Source organism: Kitasatospora sp. NPDC059462 (assembly GCF_042749955.1).
Taxonomy (GTDB): domain Bacteria; phylum Actinomycetota; class Actinomycetes; order Streptomycetales; family Streptomycetaceae; genus Kitasatospora.
In genome coordinates, this window is record NZ_JBHYUU010000094.1 from 1 (window position 1) to 24,978 (window position 24,978).

General features: G+C 72.7%; 23 protein-coding genes and 1 pseudogene. 11 read left to right on the forward strand and 13 right to left on the reverse strand.

What is annotated here, in order from left to right; translation table 11 throughout:
• Positions 1-882: pseudogene (locus tag ACFXAM_RS22655) on the reverse strand (hypothetical protein); the annotation flags it as partial.
• Between the two features lie 5 nt (positions 883-887).
• The gene (locus ACFXAM_RS22660) at positions 888-1,187 is read right to left on the reverse strand and encodes a MoaD/ThiS family protein (protein WP_380293988.1); all 300 of its coding nucleotides are present in this window, start codon (positions 1,185-1,187) and stop codon (positions 888-890) included.
• A gap of 682 nt (positions 1,188-1,869) precedes the next feature.
• On the opposite strand from ACFXAM_RS22660, the gene ACFXAM_RS22665 reads away from it, so the two are divergent.
• The 5 genes from ACFXAM_RS22665 (at position 1,870) to ACFXAM_RS22685 (ending at position 7,416) form a co-directional block, all read left to right on the forward strand.
• A complete protein-coding gene (locus ACFXAM_RS22665) occupies positions 1,870-2,613 on the forward strand; it encodes a response regulator transcription factor (RefSeq protein WP_380293990.1) in 744 nt (247 codons plus the stop codon).
• A 145-nt stretch (positions 2,614-2,758) separates the two neighbouring features.
• Entirely contained in the window at positions 2,759-3,805 is a 1,047-nt protein-coding gene (locus ACFXAM_RS22670; protein ID WP_380293992.1) for a LacI family DNA-binding transcriptional regulator, read from the forward strand.
• A 94-nt stretch (positions 3,806-3,899) separates the two neighbouring features.
• Positions 3,900-5,084: a S1C family serine protease gene (locus tag ACFXAM_RS22675; protein ID WP_380293994.1), complete on the forward strand. Its 1,185-nt coding sequence runs from the start codon at positions 3,900-3,902 to the stop codon at positions 5,082-5,084.
• A 56-nt stretch (positions 5,085-5,140) separates the two neighbouring features.
• Positions 5,141-5,917, forward strand: coding sequence for a response regulator transcription factor (locus ACFXAM_RS22680; protein ID WP_380293996.1), 777 nt, complete (start codon positions 5,141-5,143; stop codon positions 5,915-5,917).
• The gene (locus ACFXAM_RS22685; RefSeq protein ID WP_380293998.1) at positions 5,914-7,416 is read left to right on the forward strand and encodes a sensor histidine kinase; all 1,503 of its coding nucleotides are present in this window, start codon (positions 5,914-5,916) and stop codon (positions 7,414-7,416) included. The genes ACFXAM_RS22680 and ACFXAM_RS22685 overlap by 4 nt, the downstream gene beginning before the upstream one ends.
• A gap of 75 nt (positions 7,417-7,491) precedes the next feature.
• On the opposite strand, the gene ACFXAM_RS22690 is transcribed toward ACFXAM_RS22685, so the two are convergent.
• The 6 genes from ACFXAM_RS22690 to ACFXAM_RS22715 all read right to left on the reverse strand — a co-directional run bounded on the left by ACFXAM_RS22690 (position 7,492) and on the right by ACFXAM_RS22715 (position 15,298).
• Positions 7,492-9,285 carry a bifunctional metallophosphatase/5'-nucleotidase gene (locus ACFXAM_RS22690; protein WP_380294000.1) on the reverse strand — a complete coding sequence of 598 codons (1,794 nt, stop codon included), beginning with the start codon at positions 9,283-9,285 and terminating at the stop codon, positions 7,492-7,494.
• Between the two features lie 227 nt (positions 9,286-9,512).
• Entirely contained in the window at positions 9,513-10,862 is a 1,350-nt protein-coding gene (locus ACFXAM_RS22695; protein ID WP_380294002.1) for an ATP-binding protein, read from the reverse strand.
• Between the two features lie 38 nt (positions 10,863-10,900).
• A complete protein-coding gene (locus ACFXAM_RS22700) occupies positions 10,901-12,475 on the reverse strand; it encodes an SCO6880 family protein (protein ID WP_380294004.1) in 1,575 nt (524 codons plus the stop codon).
• Between the two features lie 7 nt (positions 12,476-12,482).
• Positions 12,483-13,838 (reverse strand): hypothetical protein, encoded by a 1,356-nt coding sequence (locus ACFXAM_RS22705; RefSeq protein WP_380294007.1) that lies wholly within the window; start codon positions 13,836-13,838, stop codon positions 12,483-12,485.
• Between the two features lies 1 nt (position 13,839).
• Positions 13,840-14,661 (reverse strand): hypothetical protein, encoded by an 822-nt coding sequence (locus ACFXAM_RS22710; RefSeq protein WP_380294009.1) that lies wholly within the window; start codon positions 14,659-14,661, stop codon positions 13,840-13,842.
• 286 nt (positions 14,662-14,947) lie between these two features.
• A complete protein-coding gene (locus ACFXAM_RS22715) occupies positions 14,948-15,298 on the reverse strand; it encodes a hypothetical protein (protein ID WP_355357364.1) in 351 nt (116 codons plus the stop codon).
• 248 nt (positions 15,299-15,546) lie between these two features.
• Between ACFXAM_RS22715 and ACFXAM_RS22720 the strand changes: the two genes are divergently transcribed.
• The gene (locus ACFXAM_RS22720; RefSeq protein WP_380294011.1) at positions 15,547-16,755 is read left to right on the forward strand and encodes an NlpC/P60 family protein; all 1,209 of its coding nucleotides are present in this window, start codon (positions 15,547-15,549) and stop codon (positions 16,753-16,755) included.
• A 195-nt stretch (positions 16,756-16,950) separates the two neighbouring features.
• The gene (locus tag ACFXAM_RS22725) at positions 16,951-17,676 is read left to right on the forward strand and encodes a phosphatase PAP2 family protein (protein ID WP_380294013.1); all 726 of its coding nucleotides are present in this window, start codon (positions 16,951-16,953) and stop codon (positions 17,674-17,676) included.
• A 22-nt stretch (positions 17,677-17,698) separates the two neighbouring features.
• Here the strand turns inward: ACFXAM_RS22725 and ACFXAM_RS22730 are convergent, their stop codons facing one another.
• Positions 17,699-17,887, reverse strand: coding sequence for a hypothetical protein (locus tag ACFXAM_RS22730; RefSeq protein WP_380294015.1), 189 nt, complete (start codon positions 17,885-17,887; stop codon positions 17,699-17,701).
• Between the two features lie 166 nt (positions 17,888-18,053).
• Here ACFXAM_RS22730 and ACFXAM_RS22735 point away from each other — a divergent pair, with 166 nt between their 5' ends.
• Together ACFXAM_RS22735 and ACFXAM_RS22740 are read left to right on the forward strand one after the other, a co-directional pair.
• Positions 18,054-18,995 carry a hypothetical protein gene (locus tag ACFXAM_RS22735; RefSeq protein WP_380294017.1) on the forward strand — a complete coding sequence of 314 codons (942 nt, stop codon included), beginning with the start codon at positions 18,054-18,056 and terminating at the stop codon, positions 18,993-18,995.
• A 208-nt stretch (positions 18,996-19,203) separates the two neighbouring features.
• Positions 19,204-19,425 carry a hypothetical protein gene (locus ACFXAM_RS22740; RefSeq protein WP_380294019.1) on the forward strand — a complete coding sequence of 74 codons (222 nt, stop codon included), beginning with the start codon at positions 19,204-19,206 and terminating at the stop codon, positions 19,423-19,425.
• A gap of 37 nt (positions 19,426-19,462) precedes the next feature.
• Here ACFXAM_RS22740 and ACFXAM_RS22745 read toward each other — a convergent pair whose 3' ends face one another.
• Positions 19,463-19,861 carry a metal-sensitive transcriptional regulator gene (locus ACFXAM_RS22745; protein ID WP_380294021.1) on the reverse strand — a complete coding sequence of 133 codons (399 nt, stop codon included), beginning with the start codon at positions 19,859-19,861 and terminating at the stop codon, positions 19,463-19,465.
• A 348-nt stretch (positions 19,862-20,209) separates the two neighbouring features.
• Here ACFXAM_RS22745 and ACFXAM_RS22750 point away from each other — a divergent pair, with 348 nt between their 5' ends.
• Positions 20,210-20,830: a DUF47 family protein gene (locus ACFXAM_RS22750; protein ID WP_350553137.1), complete on the forward strand. Its 621-nt coding sequence runs from the start codon at positions 20,210-20,212 to the stop codon at positions 20,828-20,830.
• A gap of 5 nt (positions 20,831-20,835) precedes the next feature.
• Complete coding sequence (locus ACFXAM_RS22755; protein WP_380294023.1) at positions 20,836-21,834, forward strand: anion permease; 999 nt, start codon at positions 20,836-20,838, stop codon at positions 21,832-21,834.
• 156 nt (positions 21,835-21,990) lie between these two features.
• On the opposite strand, the gene pstB is transcribed toward ACFXAM_RS22755, so the two are convergent.
• From pstB to pstC, 3 genes are read right to left on the reverse strand one after another with little or no spacing between them, the layout of a single operon-like run.
• Positions 21,991-22,767: a phosphate ABC transporter ATP-binding protein PstB gene (gene pstB / locus ACFXAM_RS22760; protein WP_380294025.1), complete on the reverse strand. Its 777-nt coding sequence runs from the start codon at positions 22,765-22,767 to the stop codon at positions 21,991-21,993.
• Positions 22,768-22,812: 45 nt separating this feature from the next.
• Positions 22,813-23,889, reverse strand: coding sequence for a phosphate ABC transporter permease PstA (gene pstA, locus ACFXAM_RS22765; RefSeq protein ID WP_380294027.1), 1,077 nt, complete (start codon positions 23,887-23,889; stop codon positions 22,813-22,815).
• Complete coding sequence (gene pstC, locus ACFXAM_RS22770; protein ID WP_380294029.1) at positions 23,886-24,857, reverse strand: phosphate ABC transporter permease subunit PstC; 972 nt, start codon at positions 24,855-24,857, stop codon at positions 23,886-23,888. Before pstC ends, pstA begins: the two co-directional genes overlap by 4 nt.
• Between the last annotated feature and the right edge of the window lie 121 nt (positions 24,858-24,978).

Genomic DNA, 24,978 nt, shown 5'->3' on the forward strand with positions numbered 1-24,978 from the left:
CGGGAACGGCTGGGTGCCGAGCGACGGGGCCGGGCCGGGGAACGGCGCGGCCGGACGCGCGGACGCGCCGTGGCCGCCCTGCGCGGCCCGGGCGGCCCGTGCGGCGCGGGCGGCGGCCGGGTCGGTCAGCACCGGGGCCGGGGGCTCCGGGCGCTTCAGCGTCATGGTCGGCTGGTCCAGGCCCTGCCCGTGGTCCGGGGCGGGAGCCGACGGCGGGACCTGGGCCTGGACCGGAGGAGCCTGGACGGGCGCCGGGGCGGGGGCGGGCGCCTCCGTCCGGCGGTGCGAACGGCCGCGTCGCGGCTCGGTGTAGGGCCGCACCGGTCCCCCGGCCGACGGCTGCCCCGGTGCGGCCGGCGGCACCGGGCCCGACTCCGTCACCGGGGGGAGCAGCGCCGTCGCGGCGTCGTCCAGCGGCGGAACGGGCGGGAGCAGCGTGGTCGCCGCCGCGTCGTCCAGCGGCGGCACCGGCGGGAGCAGCGCCGTCGCGGCGTCGTCCGCGCCCGGCCCGGCCCCGTACGGCGGCCGGCCGTGGGACGGCTGTCCGTAGGAAGGCTGCGCGTAGGGCTGCTGACCATAGGGCTGCTGGCCGTAGGGCTGCTGGCCCTGGGGCTGCTGACCGTACGGCGCGGGGCCCGCGCCGGGGGCGTGCGGCTGCGCCGCGTGCCCCTGCTGCGCATAAGGATCCGGCGCGTACGCCTGCGGCGGGGCGTACGGGTAGGGCGCCTGCCCGGGCTGGGGCTGGGGCTGGTAGCCCTGCGGCGCCTGCTGCTGCGGCTGCGGCGGCCCGTACGGGTACTGCGGCTGGTACGGCTGCTGGGGCTGGTACGGCTGCTGGGACTGGGGCTGCTGCCCCTCGGGGGTCGCGTTCGTGCCCGTCACGCCGCTCACCCGCCCGCGAACGGAGGAAGGACCTCGACCGTGCCGCCCTCGGTGAGGGCCACGGTCGCGTGGTCGCGGCCGCCCACCGGCGAGCCGTCCACCAGGTAGGAGCAGTGGCCGAGCAGCCGGACCAGCTTCGGCCGGTCCGCGTGCCGCTCCGCGGCCCCTGCCAGCGCCTCGGCCAGGGTCGCCGCCAGGTACGTCTCCTCGGCCAGCCCGGCCTCCGACTTCGCCGCCGCCCAGTAGCGGATCGTCCCGCTCACCCGAACGGCGGCCGCCGGGTCGTGCCCGGTGGTCGCGCCCATGGCAACCCCTTCTCGTCGTCCTCGCCCGGGCCCGGGTGTCCCGGCCGGGTCCACCACCGGGGCGCCCGCGCCTCGCCCGAAAGGGGTACGCGCACGGTGCCGCCGATGTGTCCCCCATGATGTCGTGTTCGCCCGTGCGAGCGGCAATCGCCCTGGCCCGACGCCCGGCGGCGCCGTCGCGAAGCTGTGGCGGGGCTCACCCGGGGCGCGCCCGGAAAGGCCGGACCACCGGGCTCGGGACCTCCCGGCGCGGGGGACCGGTCGGTTATCCTCGATCCCCGAGGGATCCGGGCAGAGTCGCCCCCGGGTCCTTTTGTGCTTTCAGGACGCCAGTACGGACGTCCGTGCGAATCGTCGGCCCACCCCCGGCGTGCCGCAGGGACCGCCCCCGCCACACACGGCACAACGACGTGCCGCGACCGGGCCGGGGCGTCGGACAACCCCGGCTCCGGGCCGCCGCCCGGGACGGGCCAGGACCGGAAGGTTCGCGGATGAGCAGGGCAGAAACGGTGCACCGGGGGTCGCGGGACGCCCGGGACGTGCCCCGTCCGGCCGCGCGCGCCGCCGTGTCCCCCGCGTCCCCCCGGACCTCCGTCTCCTCCCCCTCACCAGCACGTGCGCCATCCGGCTGTGGCGGCAGCCGGAACGCGACCGCGACGACCCGGAAAGGGGACTACCGGGTATGAGTTCTCTGCTCCTCCTCACCAACGCGCTGCAACCCTCCGCGGAGGTCCTGCCCGCGCTCGGCCTGCTGCTGCACAACGTCCGGGTGGCCCCCGCCGAGGGCGCCGCCCTGGTCGACACCCCCAGCGCAGACGTCATCCTGGTGGACGGCAGGCGCGACCTGCCGCAGATCCGCAGCCTCTGCCAGTTGCTGCGCTCCACCGGCATCGGCTGCCCGCTGATCCTGGTGGTGACCGAGGGCGGCCTGGCCGCCGTCACCGCCGACTGGGGCATCGACGACGTCCTGCTCGACACCGCCGGCCCCGCCGAGGTCGAGGCCCGGCTGCGGCTCGCCCTCGGCCGGCTCCAGGTGACCACCGACGACAGCCCGGGCGAGATCCGCAGCGGCGACCTCTCGGTCGACGAGGCCACCTACTCCGCCAGGCTCAAGGGCCGGGTGCTCGACCTCACCTTCAAGGAGTTCGAGCTGCTCAAGTACCTCGCTCAGCATCCCGGCCGGGTCTTCACCCGGGCGCAGCTGCTGCAGGAGGTCTGGGGCTACGACTACTTCGGCGGCACCCGGACGGTCGACGTGCACGTCCGCCGGCTGCGCGCCAAGCTCGGCGTCGAGCACGAGGGCCTGATCGGCACCGTGCGCAACGTCGGCTACCGCTTCGTCGTCCCCGAGAAGGGGGACAAGGGCGAGCGGACCGAGCGGACCGAGCAGTCCACCCGGCGCTCCGCGGCCGCCCTGGAGGCCTGACCGGCCGGCCGGGCGGTCCGTCGTCGACGAGGCCGCCCGGCCTGTCCGGATTCGTCCCGCCCCGCCCGGGACCGGGCGCGCGCCGCACCCGCCCGGCGCGGGTCCCCCGCTGCCCGGCCGCACGCCACACGCGTAGACTCCCCCCGTGGCCAAAGTGACGCGCGACGATGTAGCCCGACTGGCTGGTACCTCGACCGCCGTCGTCAGCTACGTGATCAACAACGGACCGCGCCCGGTCGCGCCCGCCACCCGGGAGAAGGTGCTCGCCGCGATCGAGCAGCTCGGCTACCGGCCGAACAGCGTCGCGCAGGCGATGGCCTCCCGCCGCACCAACCTGATCGGCATGGTCGTCCCGGACGCCCGCCAGCCGTTCTTCGCCGAGATGGCGCACGCCGTGGAGCGGGCCGCCTCCGAGCGCGGCAAGCTCGTGCTGATCGGCAACTCCGACTACGTCGACGACCGCGAGGTCCACTACGTCCGCGCCTTCCTCGGCATGCGGGTCTCCGGCCTGATCCTGGTCAGCCAGGGCCCCTCGCAGCGGGCCGCCGAGGAGTTCGCCGCCATGGAGGGCGCGAAGGTGGTGCTGCTGCACCGCCGCCCCGAGGCGATCGACGACGTCGCGGTGGTCACCGACGACGTGGCCGGCGCCGAGACGATCGTCCGCCACCTGCTGGAGGTGCACGGGCACCCGTACGTGGCCTGCTTCGGCGGCCCGGTGGAGTCCCCCGCCCCCGGCGACCCCGTCATCGACCACGTCGAGGGCTGGCAGCGGGCCATGGACGCGCACGGCCTGCCCACCGAACCGCACCTCATCGACGCGCCCTTCCACCGCTACGGCGCCTACGACGTCGCGCTCGGCGTGCTGCGCTCCGAGAACCGCCCGCCGGCGATCTTCTGCTCCACCGACGACCAGGCGATCGGCGTGCTGCGGGCCGCCCGCGAGCTGGGCCTGCGGGTGCCGGAGGACCTCGCGGTGGCCGGCTTCGACGACGTGCCGGAGGCCGCGCTCGCCGACCCGCCGCTGACCACCGTCGCCTCCGACCGCGACGCGATGGCCCGGGCGGCGGTGGACCTGGTGCTGGACGACTCGCTGATGGTGCCCGGCTCGGACACCGAACGGGTCCGCACCTTCCCGTCGCGCCTGGTCGTACGGCGTTCCTGCGGCTGCTCGCCGGAGCGCGCCGACGCCTAGCCCGACCAGGCTTTATGAGAAGTCAACGGGCTTCTCGGAGCCTTCTGAGCGGGCTCTCACCGGATTCTCATCCAGCGGGCGGACGTTGGTCGTCATGAGCGATCACCAGCAGTGGCAGCCCCGCACCGACGGCGAGCAGTACGACGGCCCCCACGGGTACCCGCGGCCCCGGGTCATCCCGGGCACCGTCCTCGACAGCTCCACGCACGACGGCGCCACGCACGGCGGCACCGGGTACGGCGGTCCCGTGCACGACGGCGCCGGGTACGGGAGCCCCGCCCACCCCGCCGCCGGCACCCCGCCCCCTCCCCCGGCCCCGCCGTTCCCGCCCGGGGCGGCCGAGGTGCCCGCCCCGTCCGCCCCCGGCGGCCCCGGCCACCGCGCCCGGCGCGGCCTGCTGCGCGGACGGCTCGCCCTGGTCACCGCCGTCGCCGCGATCGCCGCCGTCCTCGGCGGAGTCACCGGCGGTGTCGTCGCCGCCCGGGAGCACGACTCCGAGGGCCGCACCGGCACCCTCGCCAGCCCGGTCGCCGCCCGCTCCGACGGCAGCGCCGACGTCGCCGCCGTCGCGGCCGCCGTCTCGCCCAGCGTCGTCCAGATCACCGTGCAGAGCGCGAACGGCACCGCCACCGGCACCGGCGTAGTGCTGACCGGCAACGGGCGGATCCTCACCAACTACCACGTGGTCTCCGGCGCGGCCGACGGCGGCCGGATCACCGTCACCTTCCACGACGGCTCCACCGCCCGGGCCGACCTCACCGGCACCGACAAGGGCCTGGACGCCGCCGTGATCACCGCGAGCGGTGCCGGGAACCTCACCCCCGCCGTCCTCGGCGACTCCTCCGGCGTCGTGGTCGGCGACCCCGTCGTGGCCATCGGCAACCCCGAGGGCCTCACCGGGACCGTCACCTCCGGCATCATCAGCGCCGAGCACCGCGAGGTCACCGTCCAGCTCGACGAGGGCACCACCAGCGGCAACGGCGGCTTCGGCTTCCCCCAACTGCCCGGACTGCGCGGCACCGCCCCGCAGAGCGGCGGCGAGACCGCCACCTACCAGGCCTTCCAGACCGACGCCGCGCTCAACCCCGGCAACTCCGGCGGCCCGCTGATCAACGCCGAGGGGCAGGTCATCGGCATCAACTCGGCCATGTACGCGCCGAACGGCTCCAGCGCCACGGCCGGCGGCAGCGGGGCCGGCAGCGTCGGCCTCGGCTTCGCCATCCCGATCGACGACATCAAGCAGGTGCTGCCGAAGCTGGAGTCCGGCCAGAACGTCTGAGCACGTCCGACAATTGACCCGAGCAGGCCCTCCCGCCACCAGAAAGGCGACCGCCGATGACCCCGTCCGCCGACGACCGCACCCCCGCCGAGCCCGGTCAGCAGACCACCGCCCGGCTCCTCGTGGTCGACGACGAACCCGCGCTCCGGGACGCCCTGGAGAGCAGCCTCGCCTTCGAGGGCTACGAGGTCACCACCGCCACCGACGGCTACGAGGCCCTCGAAACCGTCGAACGCGACCGGCCGGACCTCGTCCTGCTCGACATCATGATGCCCCGGATGGACGGCCTCACCGCCGTCCGCCGGATGCGCTCGCGCGGCGACACCGTCCCGGTGCTGATGCTCACCGCCCGGGACGCCGTCGGCGACCGGGTCACCGGCCTCGACGTCGGCGCCGACGACTACCTCGCCAAGCCCTTCGAACTCGACGAGCTGCTCGCCCGGGTGCGCGCCCTGCTGCGGCGCAACGCGCTCGCCACCGAGGCCGCCGCCCGGGCGGCCGCCGTCGAGGAGGAGACCGACGTCCTCGCCTTCGGCGACCTGCGGATGAACACCGCCACCCGCGAGGTCACCCGGGCCGGCCGGCCGGTCGAACTGACCCGCACCGAGTTCATGCTGCTGGAGATGTTCCTCGCCCACCCGCGCCAGGTGCTCACCCGCGAGCAGATCCTCAAGGCGGTCTGGGGCTTCGACTTCGAGCCCTCGTCCAACTCGCTGGACGTGTACGTGATGTACCTGCGCCGCAAGACCGAGCAGGGCGGCCTGCCCCGGCTCATCCAGACCGTCCGCGGAGTCGGCTACGCGCTCCGCCCGGCCACCGGCACCGCGGCGTGAACCCGGCCGTCCCGCCACCCCCGCTCGCCCCGCCCCGCATCCCGCGCCGCGGCCGCCTCACCACCTGGTACCGCGCCCGCTCCCTGCGCACCCGGCTCACCTTCCTCACGGCGGCGGCGGTGGCGGTGGCGATCGCGCTGTCGGCGCTCGCGTGCTGGTTCATCGTGGAGAAGCAGCTCTACGGCCAGATCCGCAACGACCTGGAGCACATCCCGCAACCCCGGGTGGCGACCCTCCAGTCCGCCTGCCCGCGGACCCCCGAGGCCGCCCTCGAACAGGCCCAGCGGAGCAGTGTCCCGGAACCTCCCCAGGGCGGCGGTCCCGCGCCCCGGGACACCCAGTTCCTCTGGATCGACCAGGGGTGCGTCTCGCTGCCGCTCGGTGCCACCCAGGCCATCGCGATCCAGCCCGGCGACGCCAGGACGGCGCTCTCCCTCCAGCCGGACCAGGCGGTCGTCCGTGAGGGGGCGTACACCAACGGCGATCCGGCCATGGTCCGCCTGTCCCTGCTCCGCGTGCCCGGCCACAACTCGGTCGTGGTCATGGTCGCCACGCCGACCGGAGCGGCCGAGGAGTCCCTGAACCGGCTCGCCTTCGTCCTCGGCGGGGTCGCCCTCGGCGGCATCGTGCTCGCCGCCGTCGCCGGCCGGCTGGTCGCCCGCTCCGCGCTCAAGCCCGTCGACCAACTCACCGACGCCGTCGAGCACATCGCCCGCACCGAGGAGGTCGGCACCACCATCCCCGTCCAGGGCGAGGACGAGATCGCCCGGCTCTCCACGTCCTTCAACTCCATGAGCACCGCCCTCGCCAACTCCCGCGAGCGGCAGACCCGGCTGATCGCCGACGCCGGGCACGAGCTGCGCACCCCGCTCACCTCCCTGCGCACCAACGTCGACCTGCTGATCCGCAGCGACGACACCGGCCGCCCGCTGCCGCCCGCCACCCGCACCAAGCTGCTCGGCAACATGAAGGCCCAGATGCAGGAGCTCACCGTGCTGATCGGCGACCTGCTCCAGCTCTCCCGCCCGGACTCCCCCGCGCCGGTCCGCACGCTCGCCGTGGTCGCCCTGCACGAGATCGCCGAACGGGCCGTGGAGCGCGCCGAGTTGCGCGGCCCGGGGCTGGTCTTCGAGACCTCCGCCGCGCCCTGGTACGTGCACGCCGACGCGGCCGCCCTGGAACGCGCGGTGATCAACCTGCTGGACAACGCGGTGAAGTACAGCCCGCCCGGCGGCACCATCGAGGTCCGGCTCGACCGCGGTGTGCTGACCGTCCGCGACCACGGCCCCGGCATCCCGCCGGAGGAGCTCCCGTACGTCTTCGACCGCTTCTGGCGCTCGCCGTCCTCGCGCCAGCTCCCGGGCTCGGGCCTGGGGTTGTCGATCGTCGCGCAGAGCGTGCGGGAGGCCGGCGGCGAGGTGTCGCTCGGCCCTGCCCCGGACGGCGGCCCCGGCGCCCTCGCCACCGTCCGGCTGCCCGGCGGCCCCGCACCGGCCTGAGGCGACGGAAGGGGGCGGGGCGCCCCGACAGCGCCCCGCCCCCTCCCGGCCGGCCCGGAGCCGGCGACCCCCGGCTCAGCCGGTGGTGGTCCCCGCGGCGATGACCTTGATCCGGTCCTGCGCCGGAGCCTTCAGCGGCGCGGCGGCCGAGCTGTTGGCGCCGAGGTAGGCGGCGAAGACGTCCAGGTCGGAGGCGCCGACGAGCTTGTCGGTACCGGCCGCGAAGGCCGGGAAGCCGTCGCCGCCGCCGGCCAGGAACTCATTGGCCGCGACCCGGTACGAGGCGGCCGGGTCGATCGGCGCGCCGTTGAGCCGGATCGAGTCGACGACGACCCGGTCCGCGCCCTTGTTGCGCATGTCCAGGGTGTAGGTGAGGCCCTTGGACGGCTGGAGGATCTTCGGCGAGGCCTCGTTGGAGCCGCTGACCTGCTGCTGCAGCAGCTGGACCAGCTGGGTCCCGGTCAGCGTCTTGACCTGCATCATGTTGGTGAACGGCTGGACGGCGAACGCCTCGCCGTAGGTCACCACGCCGTCGCCCTCGGCGCCGGTCGCCCGGTAGACGAGGTCGGAGCGGATGCCGCCGGGGTTCATGAAGGCGACCTGCGCGCCGCCCTTGTCGGCGGGCGCCAGGCCCGCCTGCTGGGCGTCGGCGATGACGTCGCCGAGCGGCTTCTCCGGGTCGTTGTTGCCGCGGCCGTTGATGTCCGAGGCGATGTAGCCGACCGGGCGGTTGGCGATCGGCGCGGCCAGCTTGGAGTAGCGGTCGATCAGCTGGGTCATGTCCGGGGCCTTCTCGACCGTCCGGCGCACGATGTGGTTCTCGGCCTTGACCGACGGGCGCACGATGGTGCCGGTGGTCTTGTCGAGCTTCAGGTCGATCTCGGTGTACAGCCGGCCGAAGGAGGCGGCGCTGGTCACCGAGCGCGGCACGCCCTGCGGGTCCGGGATGGTGCAGGCGTACGCGTTGTGGGTGTGGCCGGTGACGATGGCGCCGACCGCCGGGTCGATGTTCTTGGCGATGTCGACGATCGGGCCGGAGATGCCCTGGCCGGCCGCGCCGCAGTCGTAGTTGTAGGTGCTGCTGGCCGGCAGGCCGCCCTCGTGGATCAGCGCGACGATCGAGTTGACGCCCTTGGCCTTCAGCTCGGCGGCGTACTTGTTGATCGTGGCGACCTCGTCCGCGAACTTCAGGCCCTTGACGCCCTCGGCGGTGACGATGTTCGGCGTGCCCTCCAGGGTGACGCCGATGAAGCCGATCTTGACGCCCTGGGACTTGGTCACCCAGTACGGGGCGAGCAGCGGCTTGCCGCTCTTCTCGCCGGTGACGTTCGCCGACAGGTAGTTGAAGTTGGCGCCCTTGAACGTGCGCCCCTCCTCGTAGCACCCGTCGGTCGGGTGGCAGCCGCCGTTCTGGAGCCGGAGCAGCTCGGCGGAACCCTCGTCGAACTCGTGGTTGCCGACCGAGGTGACGTCCAGGCCGAGCTTGTCCAGCGCCTCGATGGTGGGCTCGTCGTGGAAGAGCGCCGAGGTCAGCGGGGAGGCGCCGATCAGGTCGCCGGCGGCGACGGTGATCGAGTCGTCGGCGGGGATGCGGGCCTGGCGCAGCGCGGTGGCGAGGTACTCCACGCCGCCGGCCGGGGTGCTGACCGGCTGGCCGGTGGCCGGGTCGATCTCCCGGATGGTGCCGGACGAGCCGGCCGGGGGCTCCAGGTTGCCGTGCAGGTCGTTGATGGCCAGCAACTGGAGGTTGACGGTCTTCGGCTTCTTGGCGGTCGCGGCCTGGGCCGCGGACGGCATGGCCACCGTGCCGACGAGGCCGGCCGCGGCGACGACGGCCAGCGCCGACCGTCGGGTTCTGACGGAGAGCATGTAGGGGGTCCCCTGCACCTGTGAGAGCGCCCAGCTGTGGACAGGCCCGGGCGCGCGAGACGAGTGTCGTTGCGCGAGTGCAGCCTAGGGTCAACGCGCGTAGCTGTCAGGCCCCCGGACGTAACGACAGGGTTACCTGCTGACGAATCGTCGTCGGACTTTCCCCGCCGGGCCGCCCGTCGGCGCGGCCGCCCGGGCGAACGCCGGCCGGTCCGCCGGGCCCGCTCTCAGACGCCCGGCTCGGCCGCCAACTGCCGATCGGCACGCACCCGTTCGGCCACCGCGTCCTCGGTCATCGCGCGGTCGGTGTAGACCAGCGGACGCTCCGCCTCGGTGATGATGTGCTTCACCACCTGGACGTTGCCGTTGACGTCCCAGACCGCGATGCCCGGCGAAAGTGTGGGGATGATCTCCACCGCCCAGCGCGGCAGGCCGAGCACCCGGCCGGTGGCTCTCGCCTCCTCGGCCTTCTGCATGTAGATGGTCCGGGTGGAGGCCATCTTCAGGATCGCCGAGGCCTCCTTGGCCGCCGCCCCGTCCACCACGTCCGACAGGTGGTGCACCACGGCGACGAAGGACAGGCCCAGCCGGCGGCCGAACTTCAGCAGCCGCTGGAACAGCTGGGCCACGAAGGGGCTGTTGATGATGTGCCAGGCCTCCTCGACCAGGAAGATCCGCTTCTTGCGGTCCGGCCTGATCCAGGTGTGTTCCAGCCAGACCCCGACGATCGCCATCAGGATCGGCATCGCGATCGAGTTGCGGTCGATGTGCGACAGGTCGAAGACGATCAGCGGCGCGTCCAGGTCGATGCCCTCGGTGGTCGACCCGTCGAACATGCCCCGCAGGTCGCCGTCGACCAGCCGGTCCAGCACCAGTGCGACGTCCAGGCCCCAGGACTGCACCTCGTCCACCGCCACGCCCAGCGACTCCACCGACGACAGCTCGGGGTTGCGCAGGGTGTCGATGATGTCGTCCAGCACCGGCTGACGGTCCCGGACCGTCGCCACCACGTGCGCGTGCGCGGCCTTCAGCGCGAAGCCGGCCCGCTCCTCCAGACCGCGCCCCATCGCCACCTCGACGATGGTGCGCAGCAGCGACAGCTGCCCGGTCTGGGTGATCGCCGGGTCCAGCGGATTGAGCTTCACCCCGCCGTCCCGGGCCGCCATCGGGTCCAGCCGGATCGACTTTATGCCCAGCGCGTCGGCGATCAGGTTCCACTCGCCGACCCCGTCCTCGCCCTGCGCGTCCAGCACCACCACCTGCCGGTCCCGGAACCGCAGCTGGCGCAGCACGTACGTCTTCTCCAGCGCCGACTTGCCGTTGCCGGACTCCCCCAGCACCAGCCAGTGCGGGGCCGGCAGCTGCTGGCCGTACAGCTGGAACGGGTCGTAGACGTACCCCTTCCCGCTGTACACCTCCCGTCCGATGATCACCCCGGAGTCGCCGAGCCCCGGCGCGGCGGTCGGCAGGTAGACCGCCTGCGCCTGACCGGTGGACGTGCGCACCGGCAGCCGGGTGGTCTCCACCTTGCCGAACATCAGGCTGGTGAACGCGTCGGTGAGGTTGCCGATCGCCATACGGGGGCCTCCAGATCAGTCGCTCGACCGGTACCCGCTCAGCGGCGGATACCGGTGGCGAACGGCAGGGTGTTGACGAACGCGCGGTGGTGCTCGCGGTCGCACCACTCCAGCTTCAGGTAGCTCTTGCCCGCCGAGGCGCGGATCGTCCGCTTGTCCCGGGCCAGCGCGTCGGGGTTGCGCGAGGAGACCGTGATGTAGCCGACCAGGTTGACGCCGGCCGCGCCGGACGCCAGGTCGTCACCGCGCTGGTCCACCCGGCCGCTGTGGGCCAGGTCGCGCGGGTCGACGGTGCGGTTCATCTTGGCGGCGCGGCTGGCCTCCGCCTCGTCGTTGGTCTTCTCGGTGAGCATCCGCTCGATGGCGACGTCGGTGGGCTCCAGGTCCATCGTCACCGCCACCGTCCGGATCACGTCCGGGGTGTGCACCAGCAGCGGCGCCAGGAAGTTGACGCCGACCGGGGTCAGCGGCCACTCCTTGATCCACGCGGTGGCGTGGCACCACGGCTCCCGGGTCGCCGACTCGCGGGTCTTCGCCTCCAGGTACTGCGCGTGGGTGGCGTCCAGCTCGGCCGGCCAGGCGTTGCGCTTCGACATCGCCTGGATGTGGTCGATCGGGTGGTCCGGGTCGTACATCGAGTGCAGCAGCGAGGAGAGCCGGGCCTGGCCCAGCGGCTGGCGCACCCGGATGTCCGCCTCGGCCAGCCGCGCGCAGATGTCGGTCAGCTCGCGGGCCATCACCGCGGCCAGCCCCTCGTCGTCCCGGGCCCGGCGCCCGGTCGCGGTGCGGCCCATCGCGTGCGCCTCGGCGGCGAGGTCCCGGGTGTAGTGCATGCACGCCACCAGGTACGCCCGGTGCTGCTCCGACGAGGTCGACACCATCGACTGCAGCTGGTCGTACGAGTCCTTCAGCCAGTTCGGCGCGCCCGGGTCGCCGCGCCGCTCCACGTCCTTGGCGTGCGCGTCCGGGTCGGCCGGCAGGGTGCGGGCCAGGATCTGCAGCCGGGTCACGAAGCCGTCCCCGTTCGCGACGTGCTTCAGCAGCGTCCCGAACCGGTCGACCAGCGCCTCCTGGTCCTCCGAGTCACGCAGCCCGACACCCGGGCCCTCGATCTCGATCGCCGCCGTCACCGTGCGCCGCTCCAGGTGCATCAGCACCCCGACCTCGTCCGGCCCGAACGGCGCCGACAGCCAGCGCAGCCGCCCCACCCCGGGCGGCGGCCCGATCTCCACCTCGCGGCCGTCCAGCCGCGTCCCGGCGTCCATCGCGTCCGACTTCCACACCGCCCGGCCGCTGCGGACCGTCCGGCGGTAGGTGCGGTTGATCTCCACCCACTTGTAGAACGTCCGGCGCCGGTACGGCACGTACACCGCCGCGATCGCCAGCGCGGGCAGGCCGACCAGACCCGCGATGCGCAACGGCAGGATCGGCATCATCAGGCCCCAGACCATGCCGAGGAAGGCCCCGAAGATGATCAGCACGATCTCGCCGGACTCCCGGTTCCGGCCGATCGGCGCGTTCGGGCGGGCCTTGCCGATCAGGTAGGTACGGCGCTGGTGCACATACGGCTGGGCGTACTGGGCGCCGTACTGGCCGAGCGGTTCGCTGCTCACTTACCCGTCACCCTCCCTTCGCTGGATTGCTGTCGCGGGCCGAGGACTGCGCCGGCGGCCCGGCCTGCTGCGGCGGCGCGGGTGTGCGCGCCGCGTGGGCGGCGATGCCCGGGGCGACCGAACCGCCGCCCGAACCCGACCCGCCCCCGGCCCCACCCGGCTGCGGGCCGCGGTCGCCGTGCGTGCTGATGCCCTGCCGCATGAAGTTCGCGGTCCCGTTGATCATCGCCGATCCGGCCGACACCGCGCTCGCCCGGGCACTGCGCATGCTCATGATCTCGTCGCCGAAGCCCGGGACGAACCGGTACACCGCGGCGCTGGCGAAGATCGACAGGAAGAGGATCGCCAGCCCCGACAGCACCCGGGCGAAGTCGTCGCTCGCCCCCGCCCCGGCCGACACCGCACCGGCCAGCCCGAGGATGATCACGATGATCGGCTTCGCCAGGTCCACCGCCACCATCACCCCCGCCCAGCGGCGCACGTGCTTCCACAACTGCTTGTCCACCAGCCCCGCGTACACCGCCGTCCCCAGCAGCGCACCCACGTACAGCATCGCCGCCCGGATCAGCAGCTCGATCCAGAGCACCGCCGCCGCCAGCACGGCCACCAGCGAGGTGATGATCAGGATCAGCGGCCCGCCGCCGATGTCACCCTTCTCCAGGGTGTCCGCGAACCCGCCCAGGTACGTCCCGGTGTCCGACTTCGTCCCCACCGCGACCGCCTTGGTCAGCCCGTCGGTCGCGCTCACCACCGTGTACAGGATCAACGGCGTGAACGCCGACGCGATCACCGTCAGCCACAGGAACCCGATCGCCTCCGAGATCGCCGTCGCCAGCGGCGCCCCGCGCACCGCCCGCTTGGTCACGGCGAGCAGCCACAGCACCAGGGTGATGATCGTCGACGCGGCGAACACCACCGCGTACTGCTGCAGGAACGACGCATTGGTGAAGTCCACCTCCGTCGTCCCGTCGATCGCCCCCGACAACTTCCGCACCACCCACGCCGCCGCCTGCGCACACCCCTTCGCCAACGACCCCAGCGGATCCGTCACCGTCCCCACCGTCCCACTCCCGGGCAGCGACGCCCCGCCACCGGGCTTGTCCACGCAGAGGATGCCGTTCCCGGAGATCGGGAGGTCCGGGCAGTTCGCGTTGGGAGCGGCGGTCGGGTTGCCACTCGGCGTTCCGCTCGGCGACGGCGACGCCGTCGGGGACGGCTCGGCGAAGACCCGTTGCGCCACGAGGAGGGCGCCGAGCTGAAGGGTCGCCAGCGCGCCCGCCAGCGTCCCTGCGCGGCGGACGGCGGGCCGTGGGGCCCCGCCGGCGGCGGCGCCCCGGCGGGCCGCCGGCGGGGCGACGGACATCTCAACGGGCATAGCGGAAACCCCCGAACTGCTGGACGGCGCCGGTGATCTCCTCGGCGGTGGCGGCCTGTTCATCACCCGGCAGGGGGGCTGGCCCCTGCCGGCTCGTGTAGTCCGTGAGCTTCCAGTCGCCGCCCGTCCAGTGCAGGGAGAGGGTGAGCGTGAACCAGCTCGCCACCACGGGCAGCACGGAGCGCTCGCCGGCCAGGCCGGTCAGGCCGGTGCACCAGACCTCGACCTTGGTCTCCACGTCGGTGTAGCCGACCGACTTGGTGCCCACCGGGACGGTGCGGCTGACGAAGGTGAGGCCCTTGGGCGCACGGCCCTGGGCGTCCAGGCCGTAGCGGGCCACGGTGTCGCCCCCGAACCCCTGGTCCAGGCGGGACTGGAGGGTGGGGGCGGCGGTGGGGTCGGCGATGGTGGTGATGATGGTGTGGCGGGTGTCGGTGCGGAACATGTCGGCGGAGCCGATGGCGACCGCGTAGTTGGACGCGGCGGACTGGGCGCCCTGGTCGGTGTGCGGGAAGCCGGTGGCGATGCCGTTGACGGTGGTGGTGACGGGCTGGTCGCCGCTGGGGGCGGGGCCGGCGCCGGAGGCGGGGGTGGCGGCGGCCCGGTCGGCGGAGCCGCCGGCCTTGGCGCTGCCGGGGTCGGGACGGCCCCGGTTGGCGATCGAGATCGCCAGCACGAGCAGCGCGACGACCAGCAGGACCGTCAGTGCCGTTCGCACGGGGTGGGACTGACGCTGGCTCGGCTGGGAGGAGGGCTGTTCGCCGACCGGCAGCCGCGTACGGGTGTGCGGCTGGTCGTCGGACAACGGCACGGCGGCCCTCCTGGTGCGGGGAGCCGGCTGGCGGCTCCGGGGGCCCCTCCGGCCGTGGGCGGGCGCGGAGGGAAGGGGTGGTGGATGGATTCCCGGCGGGGCTCCGGGCATGCACGGATGCCCGGACAGGCGGTCGGACGGTCAGACGATCGGACAGGTCGGTGGGCACGGACGGCGCGCCGCCCTCCGCCCGCCTCGCGACGGTCCGAAGGGTCCGAAGAACCCGAAGGGCCGGATCAGCCCCGATCGACCGGGATCGGCCCGGACTGTCCGATCTGCCTGATCGTCAGATCGCCATGCCGTACACAATGGTGAACAGAGTGCCGAGTGATCCAATGATGAACACGCCGGTCAGCCCGGCGATGATCAGCCCCTTGCCCTGTTCGGCGCCGAAGCTGTCGCGCATCGCGGTGGCGCCGATCCGCTGCTTGGCCGCACCCCAGACGGCGAGGCCGAGGCAGGCCAGGATGGCCACCGCCATGACGACCTCGACCATCACCCGGGCCTCCGACCCGAGGCTCGCGAACGGGCCCCAGTCCGGGGCGATCCCGCCGATGATGGTGTCGATGTTCGGCTTCTTTGGAGGGTCCTCGGCCAGGTGGCCGATCGCGATGCTCTGCACGCTGCTCTGGTTCATTTCCATCTCACCGCCCGATCAGGCAAATTCAAGGGCCCAGACCCCGCCCGCGCGAAGGGTCGGTACCTATTCTTGGCCAGATCTGATGTCGACTTGGCTACTTCTCGCGGATTGGTCGTGAGGCATCGGACACGTACGCGAGGATGTCCACCGTACGAAGGATAGCGCTCACTCTTTGTATCTCTGATGATTGCGGTGAGCAACGCCTTCCGGGACACTTCGACTGACGATTCGTCGGGATGGTGCTGATGGTACTCCGGAAAGGCGGTATCGCCGCCGCTGCCGCGGGAGTTGTCCTCGCCGGCTTCGTCGGCCTGGTGACCCTCGGGACGTATGCGGCGAGCGGGACGCCACAGCAGCAGGGCAATGCCGCGGGGCTCTCCCCGGGAACCGTTCCGGCCGCCTTCCAGGGGCCGATCGAACAGTGGGGGCGGCTCTGCCCCGATCTCTCCCCCCCGTTGCTCGCGGCGCAGTTGTACCAGGAAAGCGGTTTCGACCCGCGGGCCCGTTCCGGGGTCGGGGCGGAGGGGCTGGCGCAGTTCATGCCGGGCACCTGGGCGTCGTACGGGACCGACGGCAACAACGACGGCCGGCGGGACCCCTGGGACCCGCTGGACGCCATCGCCTCCGCCGCCACCTTCGACTGCGCGCTCGCCAGGGACGTCGCCAAGGTGCCGGGCGACCGCCAGTCCAACATGCTGGCGGCGTACAACGCGGGGCCGGGCGCGGTGTCCAGGTACCAGGGCGTGCCGCCGTACCGAGAGACCCAGGGGTACGTGCGGAACATCCTGGCGACGGCCCGCAGCTTCGCCGCGCCGGCCGACCCGGCCGCCCCGGTGGAGGTCTCGGCGCAGTCGGCGGGCGCGATCTACTTCGCCCAGACCAAGCTCGGCACCCCGTACCTGTGGGGCGGCGACGGAAAGGCGTGGCAGAACGGGCGGTTCGACTGCTCCGGGCTCACCAAGGCCGCGTTCGACAGCGTGGGCATCAAGCTGCCCCGGGTCGCCAACGACCAGTGGTACGCCGGGCCGCACCCGTCGCGCGACCAGTTGCGCCCGGGCGACCTGGTGTTCTGGGCGACCGACCTGACCGACCCGCGGAGCATCCACCACGTGGGCATCTACGTGGGCGGCGGGTACATGATCAACGCGCCGCACACCAACGCGGTGATCCGCTACGACAAGATCGACACCCGGGAGTACATCGGCGCCACCCGGGTCACCTCGGACGGCGCCCAGGCCCTGCCGGACCGCAACGACGAGGGCACCGTGATCGCCCCGGGCCGCCCCGGCGATCCGGCCCCGACCCAGACCCCGGCCCCGAACCCGCCCGCCCCGGCCGCGCAGGCGGCGGCCCAGGCCGCCCCGGCCGGCCGGCCCGGCTCCGCCACGGCGGCCGCGGCCGTCGCGGCCGGCGCCGGGGCGGCAGGTCCAGGTCAAACCCCCGCAAAGGACTGAGCCCCGCCCGCCCGCCGGGTGTGCGCGCGGTGTGGACGCTGAGTCAAGTTTCCATAACTGCGTGTTTCCGTGGAACGCTGTCCACCGGTGATGACGTTGTGTCCGGTGGTTCCCCGTCAACCGCCCCGACCGGGGCGGCGACGGACGGGCCAGGGCGCGATGACCAGATGCAGCGGACCCGGAAGGAGGTGCGGCGTGTCGACGCCGCTTGCCGACACGACCAACCCCGACCTCGACCTGCTCTACGCCGTCAACGGTCTGGCCAGACACGCCCCGGACTCGGTGGACCACCTGGTCTCCTGGATCGGCGAGTACGGCATCCTGATCGGCCTCGCCCTGCTGGGCCTGGTGGGCTGGTGGCGGGCCCGGCGGCGCCCGGACGCCCCGGTGGCCGTCGCCGGGCTGCTCTGGGCCCCGCTCTCGGTCGCCATCGCCGAGCTGGCCAACCTGCCGATCTCGGCGATCGTGGACCGCCCCAGGCCCTTCGTGGACCACTCCGGCCTGGAGGTGCTGGTCGAGGGCAAGGCCGGCACGCACTCCTTCGTCAGCGACCACTCCACGATGTCGATGGGCATCGCGGTGGCGCTGTTCCTGGTGAACCGCAGGCTCGGGTGGATCGCCGGCGGCCTGGCCCTGCTGCAGGGCTTCTGCCGGATGTACATGGGCGTCCACTACCCGACCGACGTGATCGGCGGCTTCGCGCTCGCCACCGCCGTGGTGCTGCTGCTGGCGCCGATCGCGATGGCCGTGCTCGTCCCGTTCTGCCACGCGCTCGCGCGCACGCCGGTAGCCCCGCTGATCCGCGCCGGACGGGGCGCCGAGCGGGGCGGGGGCCGTCCGGGCGCACGGGGCCGGCGCGGCGGGGCGCGGAGGGCGGTCCGCACCGAGGAGCAGCCGCCGGAGTCCGACCTCGCCGCGTGAGCGCGACGGCCGCCGGCCGGGCCTACCCCGGGTCCGCCTCCGCGGCGAGGTGGTCGTCCGCCTCCCGCCGGGCCAGGTCGCGCGAGCGCCGGGCCGGGGAGTACCAGCCGCAGCTGCAGGTCGCGGAGCAGAAGGAACCGCGTTCGCTGATCGCGATGCGGTGCTCGGGCATCCGGGTGGTGCCGGGAACGGCCGGCAGCTCACTGTGCACGTGCTTCACGGTAACGCGCCGGGGGCCCGGCGCGCGACGCCCGTGACACGCGGGTCACCGCGTAACTCCCCGGGCCCCAACTCGTTTGCCCGGAAAGAGCTCTGCCCACCCGCTGACGGTGGCCGGCGGGGCAGTCGGGCCCGAGGGGGTTGTCGCGAGGATGAAGATGACCGACCAGCAGCGCACCGGTCGGACGGGCGGCCGCAGCGAGCGGCGGGCGCGTCCGATGGCGGGTGCCGCCCTGCTCGCCGCCGTACTGGCCGGGGCGGCCGCCCTGGCCGGCTGCACCCCGGACGGCGCCGTCGGCGGCGACGGCGCGGGTGCCGCGGCCGCGCCGCCGGCGGACGGCGCCCCCGACCAGGTCTCCGCCGACCGGCTCGCGGCCGACCCGCTGACCGCGGTCCGCGCCGCCGCCGACATCACCGGCCGGTCGGGCACCGCGCACGCCGCCACCGAGCTGGTGACCGAGTCCGCCGAGAAGAAGGCCGTCTTCACCGGCACCGGCGGTTACGACTACACCAAGCGGATCGGCCGGCTGGAGGTCCAGGTGCCGCCGGGCGCCGCGACCACCGGCAAGATCGTCGAGGTGCTCCTGCCCGGCACGGTCTACCTGCAGAACAGCGGCGCCAAGGTGCCGGAGGGCAAGTGGGTCAAGCTGGACGTTCGCCAGCTGCCGGACGGCAACCTGGTCAGCGGCGGCGCCACCGATCCGTCCTCCGCCGCGGGGGCGCTGCGCGGCGCCCAGAAGGCCGAGCTGGTCGGCAGCGAGACGCTCGACGGGGTGGCGCTCAAGCACTTCCGCGGCACCCTGGACCTCGCGAAGGCGGCCGAAGCCACCGGCGGGCGCGGCGGGGACGGCCTGCGGATGGGCGCGCAGACCTTCACCGTGAAGGAGGTCCCCTACGACGTCTGGCTGGACGAGCAGGGCCGGCTGCACAAGGTGGTCGAGGTCTTCACCTTCGCCGGGGTGGCCGGCTCCAAGGAGGCGAAGGACCAGGTGAAGGTGGTCTCGACGACCACGCTGAGCGACTTCGGCGCGCCGGTGGAGGCGGCCGAGCCGCCGGCCGCGGACATCTTCGCGATGAAGCCCACCGAGAGCCCGAAGTAGCGCGTCCGGGGGCCCGGGGCGGGCGCCGCGGGTGCGGCTGCGAGGGGAGGCCGCCGCTCCGGGTGGGGCCGGGAGCCTCCGGGCCCACCCGTTTCGGCGGCGCGGAGATGGCCCGTCCGTGCCATGTGGACGGGCCCCGAAGTGCCTAGGCTGGACGTCGGGTGGCTGCCGCCCGGGCTGGCGAGGCGCTGAAGGGGTGGTGCAGGTGATGTCGTCCACGGACGGCCGCAGCGGCGGCCACGAGGACGCGGCCCTCGACGAGATCGAGCTGGCCGGTGAGCTGATGATCGCCGCCACGGCCAGCAGCGGCGACCGGCTGCCGACCGAACGGATCGACGAGGTGCTGCTCGACCGGCCCGACGGCGGTCCGGCCGCCGGGCCGACGCCGGGCCCGCAGGATCCACCGGAGCTGCGGGACCGGGAGGGTTAGCGAGGGTCCGGGTGTGCGCCGGGGCGACCCGATGCGGTCAGCTGCGCAGCAGCCGGCCGATCGCCGCGGTGGCCTCGGCGACCTTGGCGTCCAGCTCGGTGCCGCCCTCCTCGGCGGCGGCCGCGACGCAGTGCCGCAGGTGCTCCTCCAGCAGCGAGAGCGCGAAGGACTGCAGGGCCTTGGTGCTGGCGGAGACCTGGGTGAGCACGTCGATGCAGTAGACGTCCTCGTCGACCATGCGCTGCAGGCCGCGGATCTGGCCCTCGATCCGGCGCAGCCGCTTGAGGTGCGCGTCCTTCTGGGCGCTGTACCCGTGCGGGCCGTGCCCGGGGTGGGCGGCGTGGGCGTCCGGCGCCTTCGGGAGTGCAACGTGCTCGCCGTGCGGTTCCGCCCCGGGCGCCTGCTCCGGCTCGGTGCGCGCTTGCGTGGTGGTCATCGGCCCGCCTTCGTCTGAGTGCCTGGTGGCTGCGTCGGCCTCCAGTGTCCAACACCCGGGGCCGTCGTGGTGTTCCTCCGGCGCGGCCGGCCCGGTGCGGCCGCGTCCCGCGCGGTTCCCCCGTCCGGGGAACACCCCGCTCTTCCCGCCGCACGGCAGGGGCAATCCGGGCGAGGTTCCGTCAGACTGGGGGCTCATGCCCGCACCTGTCGTGCGGACCGGATCCACTGCTGCGGCAGCCGAACGGAAGGGGAGGTTCCGGCTCCTCTTCGAGCACCCCGTTTGCGTGATGGCGCTCGGTTGCACCTAGCATCGTTCAGTCCCCTACCCCGCACATCGGAGATTTCCGTGCGTTTTAGCCTGACCCCGAAGGAGACGAGCTTCTACGACATGTTCGCCGCCGCCGCGGAGAACCTGGTCGTCGGCTCGAAGCTCCTGCTGGAACTGCTGGGATCAGACGTGTCGGCCCGCGCGGAGATCGTCGAGCGCATGCGCGCCGCCGAGCACGCCGGAGACGACACCACCCATGCGATCTTCCACCAGCTGAACTCGTCCTTCATCACGCCCTTCGACCGCGAGGACATCTACACCCTCGCCTCGTCGCTGGACGACATCATGGACTTCATGGAGGAGGCCGTCGACCTGGTCGTCCTCTATGACATCCAGACCCTGCCGAAGGGCATCGAGCAGCAGATCGAGGTCCTGGCCCGCGCCGCCGAGCTGACCGCCGAGGCGATGCCGAACCTGCGGAGCATGTCCAACCTGACCGAGTACTGGATCGAGGTCAACCGGCTGGAGAACCAGGCCGACCAGATCCACCGCAAGCTGCTCGCCCACCTCTTCTCCGGCCAGTACGAGGCCATCGAGGTGCTCAAGCTGAAGCAGGTCGTGGACGTCCTCGAACAGGCCGCGGACGCCTTCGAGCACGTCGCCAACACGGTGGAGACCATCGCGGTCAAGGAGTCCTGACCCCCGTGGACATGGCAGCACTCATCGCCGTCGTCGGCGTTGCCTTCTTCTTCACCTACACCAACGGCTTCCACGACTCGGCCAACGCGATCGCCACCTCGGTCTCCACCCGGGCGCTGACGCCCCGGGCGGCGCTGGCGATGGCCGCGGTGATGAACCTGGCGGGCGCCTTCCTGGGCAGCGGGGTGGCGCACACCGTCTCGCAGGGCATCATCGAGACGCCGACCGGCGACCGCGGCATGGCGATCCTGTTCGCCGCACTGGTCGGGGCCATCGCCTGGAACCTGGTCACCTGGTACTTCGGCCTGCCGTCCTCCTCCTCGCACGCGCTGTTCGGCGGCATGGTGGGCGCGGCCCTGGCCGGCGGCACCGAGGTGATCTGGAGCGGCGTCATCGACAAGATCATCATTCCGATGATCGTCTCCCCGGTGGTCGGCCTGGTCGGCGGCTTCCTGGTGATGCTGGCGATCCTCTGGCTCTTCCGGCGGGCCAATCCGCACCGGGCCAAGCGCAACTTCCGGGTCGCCCAGACGGCCTCGGCCGCCGCGATGGCGCTCGCGCACGGTCTGCAGGACGCGCAGAAGACCATGGGCATCGTGGTGATGGCCCTGGTGATCTCGGGCCACCAGGACCAGGGCGACCCGATCCCGGTCTGGGTGAAGATCTCCTGCGCCACCATGCTCTCGCTGGGCACCTACGCCGGCGGCTGGCGGATCATGCGGACCCTGGGCCGGAAGATCATCGAGCTGGACCCGCCGCAGGGCTTCGCCGCCGAGGCCACCGCCTCGACGGTCATGTACATCACCTCGTTCGTCTTCAAGGCGCCGATCTCCACCACGCACGTGATCACCTCGGCGATCATGGGCGCCGGTGCCACCAAGCGGATCCGCGCGGTGCGCTGGGGCGTCGCCAAGAACATCGTGCTCGGCTGGTTCATCACGATGCCGGCGGCCGCCGTGGTCGCGGCGCTGATGTACTGGTTCGTCCACCTGTTCTGGGGCTGACGGACGGCACCGGACGCGACAGGGCCCGCCCCCACATCCGGGGAGCGGGCCCTTCTTCATGCTCCGCGGCGGCACCGCCATGCAGCACCACGAAGCAGCTCGGTGTTCGTCACTCGCGACGGTGGAGCGCCGCCCGGGCGGACCGGGCGGGGCCGGTCACCCGAAGCGGCCGGAGATGTAGTCCTCGGTCGCCTGCACGGACGGGTTGGAGAAGATCCGCTGGGTGTCGTCCAGCTCGATCAGCTTGCCCGGCTGGCCGACGCCGGCCAGGTTGAAGAAGGCGGTGCGGTCGCTGACGCGGGCCGCCTGCTGCATGTTGTGCGTCACGATGACGATGGTGAACTCGGACTTCAGCTCACCGATCAGGTCCTCGATGGCGAGGGTGGAGATCGGGTCGAGGGCGGAGCAGGGCTCGTCCATCAGCAGGACCTCCGGCTCGACCGCGATGGCGCGGGCGATGCACAGACGCTGCTGCTGGCCGCCGGAGAGGCCGGCGCCCGGCTTGTTCAGCCGGTCCTTGACCTCGTTCCAGAGGTTGGCGCCCTTGAGCGACTTCTCCACCACGCCGTCCAGCACGGACTTCTTGCGCACACCCGCGAGCTTCAGCCCGGCGACCACGTTGTCGTAGATCGACATGGTCGGGAACGGGTTCGGGCGCTGGAAGACCATGCCGACCGAGCGGCGGACGGCGACCGGGTCGACGCTGGCGCCGTACAGGTTCTCGTCGTCCAGGAGCACCTTGCCCTCGACGCGGGCGCCGGGAATCACCTCGTGCATCCGGTTGAGGGTCCGCAGGAAGGTGGACTTGCCGCAGCCGGAGGGGCCGATGAAGGCCGTCACCGAGCGGGGTTCGACGGACATCGAGATGTCCTCGATGGCCTTGGTGGAGCCGTAGTAGGCGGACAGTCCGCTGACGTCGATGCGCTTGGCCATGATCGTTCGTCTTCTCTCAGTCTTCGTCGTACGTCAGTCGGTCGCTCAGTGTCCGGCCTTGGGCGAGCGCCACCGGGCGATGCCCCGGGCGATGAGGTTGAGCCCCATCACGAAGGCGATCAGCACCAGCGCGGCACCCCAGGCACGGGCGTAGCCGTAGTCGTTGTTCACCACGGCGTACTGCTGCCAGATGTACATCGGCAGGGACTGCTGCGGTCCGTCGAACGGGTTGGTGTTGATGTAGGCGGCACCGAAGACCAGCATCATCACCGGGGCGGTCTCACCCGTGATGCGGGCGACCGCGAGCATCACACCGGTGGTGATGCCGCCGATGGCGGTGGGGAGGACGATCCGCAGGATGGTCTTCCACTTCGGCACGCCGAGCGCGTACGACGCCTCGCGCAGCTCGTTCGGGACGAGCTTGAGCATCTCCTCGGTGGAGCGGACCACGACCGGCATCATCAGGATCGCCAGCGCGAGGCTGCCCGAGAAGCCGGAGTAGTTGAAGCCGAGGGCGATGTTCCACAAGGACAGGATGAACAGACCGGCGACGATCGACGGGACACCCGTCATGACGTCGACAAAGAAGGTGACCGCCTTGGCGAGCGTGCCGCGGCCGTACTCGACCAGGTAGACGGCGGTCAGCAGACCGATCGGGGCAGCCATCAGGGTGGCCAGGCCGACCTGCTCCAGGGTGCCGATCAGCGCGTGGTAGATGCCGCCGCCGGGGCCCGCTGAACGCACGCCCATCATGGAGTGGGTCAGGAAGTTGCCGTCCACCACACTGGCACCCTGCTGGATGGTGTAGACGGTCAGCGAGAGCAGCGGGACGACCGCCAGGATGAAGGCCACCCAGACCAGCGAGGTGGCGAGGCGGTCCTTGGCCTGGCGCCGGCCCTCGACCTGGGCCGAGAGCACGTAGCTGATGACCACGAAGAGGATCGCGGCGATCAGGCCCCACTGGAGCTTGCTCTTCAGGTCTCCGACCAGGCCGATGCCGCAGCCGAGGACGATCGAGCCGGCGGCGACGGCGCCCGGGGCCCACGTGGGCAGCCGGTTGGCCGTCAGCAGGCGGCTCACCGGACGGGCGTCCGCCGGAACGGAAGTGGTCGCGGCGCTCATGCGGAGTACTCCTTGCGGCGGGCGACGATCAGCCGCGCGGCACCGTTCACCAGCAGGGTGATCACGAACAGGACGAGGCCGGAGGCCATCAGCGCGTCCCGGCCGAAGGGCTGGGCCTCGTTGAACTTCAGCGCGATGTTCTGCGCGAAGGTGCCGCCGCCCGGGTCGAGCAGGTGCAGCGAGAGCACGTTGCTGGAGGAGAGCACGACGGCGACCGCGATGGTCTCGCCGAGCGCGCGGCCGAGGCCGAGCATCGAGGCCGAGATGATCCCGGGGCGGCCGAACGGCAGCACCGCGGTGCGGATCATCTCCCAGCGGGTCGCGCCGAGGGCGAGCGCCGCCTCCTCGTGCATCCGCGGGGCCTGCCGGAAGACCTCACGGCTGACCGCCGTGATGATCGGCAGGATCATGATCGCCAGCAGGATGCCGACGGTGAACAGGTTCCGCGGGGTGGTGCCGGCCCGGGACTGGTCGAAGATGTACGTCCAGCCGAGGTACTCGTCCAGCCAGCTGTTCAGGCCGCCGAGGTGCGGCACCAGGAAGAGCGCGCCCCACAGGCCGTAGATGATGCTGGGCACGGCCGCCAGCAGGTCCACCAGGTAGGCGAACGGCTGGGCGATCCGGCGCGGCGCGTAGTGGGAGATGAACAGGGCGATCCCGATGGCGACCGGGACGGCGATCAGCATCGCGATCAGCGCGCTGACGATGGTGCCGAACGCGAGGACGGCGATGCCGAAGACCGGCGTCGGGGCGTCCGGCGTCCACTCGAAGGTGGTGAGGAAGTTGCCCTCGTTCTTGCTCAGTGCGATGACCGAGCGCCAGGTCAGGAAGCCCGCGATGGCGGCCATGACCACCAGCAGCAGGATGCCCGACCCGCGGGACAGGTTCATGAAGATCTTGTCGCCGACCCGGCTGTCGCGCTGGCGGCGTTCCCTGCCTCGCGGGGCGGCAGGGGTGGATGAAGTCATTGGTCTACTCCGGTCTGGTGGTGCGGCCCCGAGGGGGCGGCACCCTGGCGGCGGTGCCCCGGACGTGTTGCGTTGGTCGGTACTGACCGCGGGGGCGGCCCCGGCCCCCCTCGTTCACGGG

What these genes read in the sequence shown, in the direction of transcription:
- ACFXAM_RS22660 (WP_380293988.1), bottom strand. Translation starts at nt 1,187, where the DNA reads ATGGGCGCGACCACCGGGCACGACCCGGCGGCCGCCGTTCGGGTGAGC.
- ACFXAM_RS22665 (WP_380293990.1), top strand. Translation starts at nt 1,870, where the DNA reads ATGAGTTCTCTGCTCCTCCTCACCAACGCGCTGCAACCCTCCGCGGAG.
- ACFXAM_RS22675 (WP_380293994.1), top strand. Translation starts at nt 3,900, where the DNA reads ATGAGCGATCACCAGCAGTGGCAGCCCCGCACCGACGGCGAGCAGTAC.
- ACFXAM_RS22680 (WP_380293996.1), top strand. Translation starts at nt 5,141, where the DNA reads ATGACCCCGTCCGCCGACGACCGCACCCCCGCCGAGCCCGGTCAGCAG.
- ACFXAM_RS22690 (WP_380294000.1), bottom strand. Translation starts at nt 9,285, where the DNA reads ATGCTCTCCGTCAGAACCCGACGGTCGGCGCTGGCCGTCGTCGCCGCG.
- ACFXAM_RS22695 (WP_380294002.1), bottom strand. Translation starts at nt 10,862, where the DNA reads ATGGCGATCGGCAACCTCACCGACGCGTTCACCAGCCTGATGTTCGGC.
- ACFXAM_RS22705 (WP_380294007.1), bottom strand. Translation starts at nt 13,838, where the DNA reads ATGTCCGTCGCCCCGCCGGCGGCCCGCCGGGGCGCCGCCGCCGGCGGG.
- ACFXAM_RS22715 (WP_355357364.1), bottom strand. Translation starts at nt 15,298, where the DNA reads ATGAACCAGAGCAGCGTGCAGAGCATCGCGATCGGCCACCTGGCCGAG.
- ACFXAM_RS22720 (WP_380294011.1), top strand. Translation starts at nt 15,547, where the DNA reads ATGGTACTCCGGAAAGGCGGTATCGCCGCCGCTGCCGCGGGAGTTGTC.
- ACFXAM_RS22735 (WP_380294017.1), top strand. Translation starts at nt 18,054, where the DNA reads ATGACCGACCAGCAGCGCACCGGTCGGACGGGCGGCCGCAGCGAGCGG.
- ACFXAM_RS22740 (WP_380294019.1), top strand. Translation starts at nt 19,204, where the DNA reads ATGTCGTCCACGGACGGCCGCAGCGGCGGCCACGAGGACGCGGCCCTC.
- ACFXAM_RS22745 (WP_380294021.1), bottom strand. Translation starts at nt 19,861, where the DNA reads ATGACCACCACGCAAGCGCGCACCGAGCCGGAGCAGGCGCCCGGGGCG.
- pstB (WP_380294025.1), bottom strand. Translation starts at nt 22,767, where the DNA reads ATGGCCAAGCGCATCGACGTCAGCGGACTGTCCGCCTACTACGGCTCC.
- pstA (WP_380294027.1), bottom strand. Translation starts at nt 23,889, where the DNA reads ATGAGCGCCGCGACCACTTCCGTTCCGGCGGACGCCCGTCCGGTGAGC.
- pstC (WP_380294029.1), bottom strand. Translation starts at nt 24,857, where the DNA reads ATGACTTCATCCACCCCTGCCGCCCCGCGAGGCAGGGAACGCCGCCAG.